The 4,256-nt window shown below is 71.7% G+C and carries 3 protein-coding genes; all 3 read left to right on the top strand.

Translation table 11 applies throughout. The features are described 5' to 3' along the window. Nucleotides 1-107: 107 nt before the first annotated feature. The 3 genes from K4G64_RS38560 (at nt 108) to K4G64_RS38550 (ending at nt 3,938) form a co-directional block, all read left to right on the top strand. Nucleotides 108-2,387 (top strand): FdhF/YdeP family oxidoreductase, encoded by a 2,280-nt coding sequence (locus K4G64_RS38560; RefSeq protein ID WP_221760512.1) that lies wholly within the window; start codon nt 108-110, stop codon nt 2,385-2,387. 56 nt (nt 2,388-2,443) lie between these two features. Next, complete coding sequence (locus K4G64_RS38555) at nt 2,444-2,932, top strand: PaaI family thioesterase (RefSeq protein ID WP_221760511.1); 489 nt, start codon at nt 2,444-2,446, stop codon at nt 2,930-2,932. A gap of 133 nt (nt 2,933-3,065) precedes the next feature. Further along, on the top strand, nt 3,066-3,938 hold the full coding sequence (locus K4G64_RS38550) for a trypsin-like serine protease (protein ID WP_221760510.1): 873 nt from the start codon (nt 3,066-3,068) through the stop codon (nt 3,936-3,938). The last annotated feature ends 318 nt before the right edge of the window (nt 3,939-4,256 follow it).

Below are 4,256 nucleotides of genomic sequence, written 5' to 3'. Positions count from 1 at the left end.
CGGCTCACCCCACCACCGAAGCCCCCCGCCCGACCGCAACCGCTGTCACCACCGCGTGCGAGGATCGGAGAGAGGTACTTCACAGCGCAGTCGAAGGGGAGTGTGCGATGGCGTCGAAGCCGCCCAAGAGCGATCCGGTCCAGGACGCGCCGCAGGTCGCCGGGCCGAAGCACGCGGCCGCCGGGCTCCCGGCCATCGGGCACACACTGCGTATCGCCCAGCGGCAGATGGGCGTGAAGCGCACCGCGCTGACGCTGCTGAGCGTGAACCAGAAGGACGGCTTCGACTGCCCGGGCTGTGCCTGGCCCGAGCCGGAGCACCGGCACAAGGCGGAGTTCTGCGAGAACGGCGCGAAGGCCGTGGCCGAGGAGGCCACCCTGCGCCGGGTCACGCCCGAGTTCTTCACCGCGCACCCGGTCGCCGACCTGGCCGGCCGCAGCGGCTACTGGCTGGGGCAGCAGGGCCGGCTCACCCACCCCATGTACCTGCCCGAGGGCGGCTCGCACTACGAGCCGGTCACCTGGGAGCGCGCCTTCGACATCGTCGCCGAGGAGATCGCCGCGCTCGCGTCCCCGGACGAGGCCCTGTTCTACACCTCCGGCCGCACGAGCAACGAGGCCGCCTTCCTCTACCAGCTGTTCGCCCGGGAGCTCGGCACGAACAACCTGCCGGACTGCTCGAACATGTGTCACGAGTCGTCCGGCTCGGCCCTGTCGGAGACGATCGGCATCGGCAAGGGCAGTGTCCTGCTGGAGGACCTCCACAAGGCCGATCTGATCATCGTCGCCGGGCAGAACCCGGGGACGAACCACCCGCGCATGCTGTCGGCGCTGGAGAAGGCCAAGGACAACGGCGCGCGGATCATCAGCGTCAACCCGCTGCCGGAGGCGGGGCTGGAGCGTTTCAAGAACCCGCAGACTGCGCAGGGCATGGTCAAGGGCGCCGCGCTCACAGACCTGTTCCTGCAGATCCGCATCGGCGGCGACCAGGCCCTGTTCCGTCTGCTGAACAAGCTGATCCTGGCGACGGACGGCGCGGTCGACGAGGCGTTCGTACGGGAGCACACGCACGGCTACGAGGAGTTCGCCGAGGCCGCCCGCGCCGCCGACTGGGACGAGACGCTCACGGCGACCGGCCTGACCCGGGAGGAGGTCGAGAAGGCCCTGCGGATGGTCCTGGCCTCCGAACGCACCATCGTGTGCTGGGCGATGGGCCTCACCCAGCACAAGCACTCCGTCCCCACCATCCGGGAAGTCGTCAACTTCCTCCTGCTGCGCGGCAACATCGGCCGTCCGGGTGCGGGCGTGTGCCCGGTGCGCGGGCACTCGAACGTGCAGGGCGACCGCACGATGGGCATCGTCGAGCGGCCCGCCCCGGCGTTCCTGGACGCCCTGGAGAGGGAGTTCGGCTTCGCGCCCCCGCGCGAGCACGGCTATGACGTCGTGCGCGCCATCCGGGCCCTGCGCGACGGCGAGGCGAAGGTCTTCTTCGCCATGGGCGGCAACTTCGTCTCGGCGTCCCCCGATACGGACGTCACCGAGGCGGCCATGCGCCGGGCCCGGCTGACCGTGCACGTGTCGACGAAGCTGAACCGTTCGCACGCGGTCACGGGCGCGCGTGCCCTGATCCTGCCGACGCTGGGCCGCACCGAACGCGATCTCCAGGACAGCGGCGAGCAGTTCGTCACGGTCGAGGACTCGATGGGCATGGTGCACGCCTCCCGGGGCCGCCTGGAGCCCGCGAGCCGGCATCTGCTGTCGGAGCCGGCCATCGTCAGCCGGCTCGCCCGCCGGGTGCTCGGCGAGGACAGCCGCACGCCGTGGGAGGAGTTCGAGAAGGACTACGCGACGATCCGGGACCGCATCGCGCGCGTGATCCCCGGCTTCGAGGACTTCAACGCGCGCGTGGCCCGCCCGGGCGGCTTCGCCCTCCCCCACGCCCCGCGCGACGAGCGCCGCTTCCCCACCGCCACCGGCAAGGCCAACTTCACCGCCGCGCCCGTGGAGTACCCGGAGCTGCCCGAGGGCCGCCTGCTGCTGCAGACGCTGCGCTCGCACGACCAGTACAACACCACGATCTACGGCCTCGACGACCGCTACCGGGGCATCAGGAACGGCCGCCGGGTGGTGCTGGTCAACCCCGAGGACGCGCGGGCCCTGAAGCTGGCGGACGGGGCGTACGTCGACCTGGTCGGCGAGTGGAAGGACGGTGTGGAGCGCCGGGCACCCGGTTTCCGTGTCGTGCACTACCCGACGGCCCGGGGCTGCGCCGCCGCGTACTACCCGGAGACCAACGTGCTGGTGCCGCTGGACGCCACCGCGGACACCAGCAACACCCCGGCCAGTAAGTCCGTGGTGGTACGTCTGGAACAATCGGCAACCGACTGAGCGTTCGCTCAGTGATACAGGCAGCCGAGTGACGAGGACGAACGGAGCCGGGCCCGATGGGTGAGCAGCAGCATGTGAAGTTCCCGCAAGAGGTCATCGACGAGTACGCCGCGCTCGGCGTGGACCTCCTGGCCCTGTTCTCCGCGGGGCACCTCGGGAACCGGATGGGCGTCCAGATCTCCGAGGCGTCGGCGGACCGGGTCGTCGGCACGATGCCAGTGGAGGGCAACACCCAGCCCTACGGGCTGCTGCACGGCGGAGCCTCCGCGGTGCTGGCCGAGACCCTCGGCTCGATCGGGTCGATGCTGCACGGCGGCAGCTCCAAGATCGCCGTGGGCGTCGACCTGAACTGCACCCATCACCGCGGGGTGCGCTCCGGGCTGGTCACCGGCGTGGCCACGCCCGTGCACCGGGGGCGGTCGACCGCCACGTACGAAATCGTCATCACGGACGAAAACGACAAAAGGGTCTGCACGGCCCGGCTGACCTGCCTCCTGCGGGACGTGAAGCCGGGCGACGAGGAGCTCATCCGCGGCGCGAGCTGACCCCCGCGGTCCGGCCGACGTAGGGAAAACCCTGGAGGGGCGGGCGCGCTCTTGTCGCGACCGCCCCTCTGGCCTTTCACTGGCGCTCCACCCCCACAGGAGAAGACCCGTCCCACCCTCAGAAGGGTTTCTCTTGACCTCCGTACGCGCCTTCTCCGTCACCGCCGCGGCCTGCGCCACCGTGCTCGCCACCGCACTGCCGTCCTCCGCCATCAACTCCTACAACGCCGCACCCGCCCCCGAACGCACCGAGGTCGGCGCGCTCGTGGCCACCTGGGACAACGACGGCGACCCCACGACCCCCGACCGGGTCGACTGGGTCTGCTCCGGCACCATGATCGACGCGGACACCTTCCTGACCGCCGCGCACTGCACCTCGGACTGGCCCGACAACGTGCGGTTCCACGTCTCCCTCGACCAGGACGTGCAGTCCGGGCTCGACGCGGCGGCGAAGAAGTACCCGGGCGATCCGGCCGCGCAGGCCGCCGCCGTCGCCGTCCGGGGAACCGCCCACACGCATCCCGACTACCCGGGGCCCGCCTCCGACACCCACGACATCGCGGTGATCCAGCTGCCCGCCGCCCGGATGAAGGCCCGCTGGAGCTTCACCCCGGCCACCCTGCCCACCGCGAACCAGCTCGGCAAGCTGGGCCCGCAGGGCCTGAACGCCACCGACTGGCTCGTCGCCGGATACGGCACCCAGGAGGCCGTCAACGGCCCCGGCGGCCAGACCCACCCGGGCGGCGGCGTCCGGATGAAGGCACCCGTCACCTTCGACGCCCTCAACGACTCCTGGGCCCGGCTCGCGATGACCGCACCGCAGGGCAACGGAGGCGCCTGCTACGGCGACTCGGGCGGCCCCAACTTCGCGGTGATCGGCGGCCGGAGCATCCTCGCCGCCACCACCATCACCGGCGACACCCCCTGCTACGCGACCAACGTGACGTACCGCCTGGACACGCCCGGCGCCCGCGCCTTCCTCTCGCCGTTCACGAAGCTGCCGTAGCCCCTACCGCGCCGCACCACCCACCGCCCCGCCGCACCGCGCACCCCGCACGGCGGCGGGGCACGGCCCGCCTTCCGGACACCCCGCCTTCCGGACACCAACAGCTCCTCCACGCACCCGACTTTCCGCGCCGCCCGGCGCCCGGCGCCCGACGCCCACAGGCCGGACTCCCTGCGCCGCCCTCCCCCACCGTGGCGCCATGAGGCTGCGGCCATGAGCGGCACCAGCGCCGTCGAACCGACCAACTCGGCTGCGACAGAACACAGTTGGGACGATATCGGCACCGACGCGCCACCAGGTGCTCGCGCCCGCCCCCGC

Source organism: Streptomyces sp. WAC04114, from assembly GCF_019733245.1.
GTDB classification, from domain to species: domain Bacteria; phylum Actinomycetota; class Actinomycetes; order Streptomycetales; family Streptomycetaceae; genus Streptomyces; species Streptomyces massasporeus_A.
This window is presented reverse-complemented; position numbering and strand designations above follow the sequence as displayed.